Below are 1981 nucleotides of genomic sequence, written 5' to 3' on the forward strand. Positions count from 1 at the left end.
AAGCAAACAGGCCTGTGGCCTGTTTGTAGCGGAGCGTGGCGAGGGCGCCATGCGCCCGAAGCCCGGGGCTTCGCGAAGCGAAGGCCCTTCGAGTCTCGCCTCGGGCACCATGCATGCAAAAGAGCGTTCGAGGGGGGTTAAGGCCCCCTTTTTCGTGTACGTAATGTGATAACGAGCGGTACGTGTTATTATCGCCAAGGCGTTGTTTCCGCAATGCCCTAAAGAGGAACCCGAGGGTTCCCACCTTTTGGCGCCAATGAGCAGCTGACTGGTCATACAACTTAGATTCTCTTCCTCATATCGAGGATGTCTATGTGTACGACCTGGTTGCAAAAAAGCGCCGGGTTATTTTTTTATGAATGGAGGTAGGGAAAATAGCTAAGTCTGATGACACCCGCATCAACGACGAGATCACTGCATCTTCGTGCCGTTTGATTGGCGTCGATGGCTCTCAGCTCGGCCTGTTCGCCATCCGCGATGCCCAGCGCGTCGCCGACGATCAGGGTCTCGACCTTGTCGAGATCGCTCCCAACGCGGAGCCGCCGGTCTGCAAGGTCATGGACTACGGTAAGTTCAAGTACCAGCAGGCCATGAAGGCCAAGGCTGCTCGTAAGAACCAGTCCAAGGTCGAGGTTAAGGAAATGAAGTTCCGACCCAAGATCGACGTTGGCGACTACGAGACCAAGAAGGGCCACGTTCTGCGTTTCCTCAAGAAGGGCGCACGCGTTAAGATCACCATCATGTTCCGCGGCCGTGAGATGGCTCACCCGGAGCAGGGTCTTAACGTTCTCGAGCGTCTCGCCGAGGATCTTAAGCCTTACGCTACGGTCGAGTCCAAGCCTAAGATGGAAGGCCGTAACATGCTTATGCTGCTCGCCCCGATTAAGGGCGCCTTTGATGAGGATAAAGCGGCAAGTGATACTAAGTAACTAGTGTTCTGTAACCGATTAAGGAGTATTTCATGCCTAAGATGAAGTCCCACAGCGGCACCAAGAAGCGTTTCCGCAAGACTGGTACCGGCAAGCTTATGCGCGCCAAGGCTTTCAAGAGCCACATCCTGAGCAAGAAGTCCACCAAGCGCAAGCGTGGCTTCCGTCAGGAGACCGAGATCGCCGCTGCCGACCGCAAGGTCATCAAGTCGCGTCTCGCCTAAGTTAGCGTTCCCGTTTTTCGTTTAACCGTCTAGGAGTTGATAGAACATGGCACGTATCAAGCGCGCTGTTGCCGCCAAGAAGAAGCGCCGTACCGTTATGCACCGTGCGAAGGGTTACTACGGTGCCGCTTCGCGTACTTACAAGCATGCTAAAGAGCAGGTCCAGCACTCTCTGCAGTATCAGTACCGTGACCGCCGCAATAAGAAGCGCGAGATTCGCTCTCTCTGGATCACCCGTATCAACGCTGCTGCTCGCCTGAACGACATCTCTTACTCTCAGTTCATGCACGGCCTGAAGGTCGCCGGTATCGAGCTCGACCGCAAGGTCCTGGCTCAGATGGCTTACGAGGACATCGAGTCTTTCAACGAGCTGGCTACCATCGCCAAGAAGGCTCTCGAGGCCTAATTGATTCTCTTGAATCGCTAGGGGAGTGTCTCGCTGTGCGCGGCGCTCCCTCTTTTTATCTAAGGCGCTGGTTTATATAGCAAAAGCGCGGGTAGATAGACACTTACAGGTGACCGATTTTTATATATCTCTTAACCGAAGGGTCATCATCTGATACGTGCAGTATTTCTGCACCAGCCTTTCTATTACTTATATAGAAAGCGATATATTGTGTAGGACTTATGAAGAGTGGAATTGACGTCCCACATCGCTTCGCGGTCTGGCAATATATCTCCTTGCCGCGCGGCCCGGTCGGACCGGATGGACCGCGGGGCGTGCACCTTGAGAACCGGATACTGCGAGGATGGACACACCAGATGTGTCGCATCCGGGCAGACATCGAACCATTTGAAATGGTCTGACTTGGATTCGTTTTTCGCAAG

The 1981-nt window shown here is 54.0% G+C and carries 4 protein-coding genes; 3 read left to right on the forward strand and 1 reads right to left on the reverse strand.

Annotated elements, in window-relative coordinates:
• The first annotated feature begins 359 nt into the window (after positions 1-359).
• From infC to rplT, 3 genes are read left to right on the forward strand one after another with little or no spacing between them, the layout of a single operon-like run.
• Positions 360-929, forward strand: a complete 570-nt coding sequence (gene infC, locus ACTM82_RS08910) for a translation initiation factor IF-3 (RefSeq protein ID WP_006234423.1) — start codon at positions 360-362, stop codon at positions 927-929.
• Positions 930-961: 32 nt separating this feature from the next.
• The gene (gene rpmI, locus ACTM82_RS08915) at positions 962-1153 is read left to right on the forward strand and encodes a 50S ribosomal protein L35 (RefSeq protein WP_006234422.1); all 192 of its coding nucleotides are present in this window, start codon (positions 962-964) and stop codon (positions 1151-1153) included.
• Positions 1154-1199: 46 nt separating this feature from the next.
• Positions 1200-1559: a 50S ribosomal protein L20 gene (gene rplT, locus ACTM82_RS08920; RefSeq protein ID WP_006234421.1), complete on the forward strand. Its 360-nt coding sequence runs from the start codon at positions 1200-1202 to the stop codon at positions 1557-1559.
• Between the two features lie 185 nt (positions 1560-1744).
• Here the strand turns inward: rplT and ACTM82_RS08925 are convergent.
• Positions 1745-1981 (reverse strand): hypothetical protein (locus ACTM82_RS08925; RefSeq protein ID WP_441088551.1); only part of this gene is annotated, 237 nt, incomplete at its 5' end.

Origin of the sequence: Collinsella sp. HCP3S3_E5 (assembly GCF_052067635.1) — a bacterium.
GTDB lineage: Bacteria > Actinomycetota > Coriobacteriia > Coriobacteriales > Coriobacteriaceae > Collinsella.

Coding starts and splice junctions, on each gene's coding strand:
- infC (WP_006234423.1), top strand. CDS start 360: ATGGAGGTAGGGAAAATAGCTAAGTCTGATGACACCCGCATCAACGAC.
- rpmI (WP_006234422.1), top strand. CDS start 962: ATGCCTAAGATGAAGTCCCACAGCGGCACCAAGAAGCGTTTCCGCAAG.
- rplT (WP_006234421.1), top strand. CDS start 1,200: ATGGCACGTATCAAGCGCGCTGTTGCCGCCAAGAAGAAGCGCCGTACC.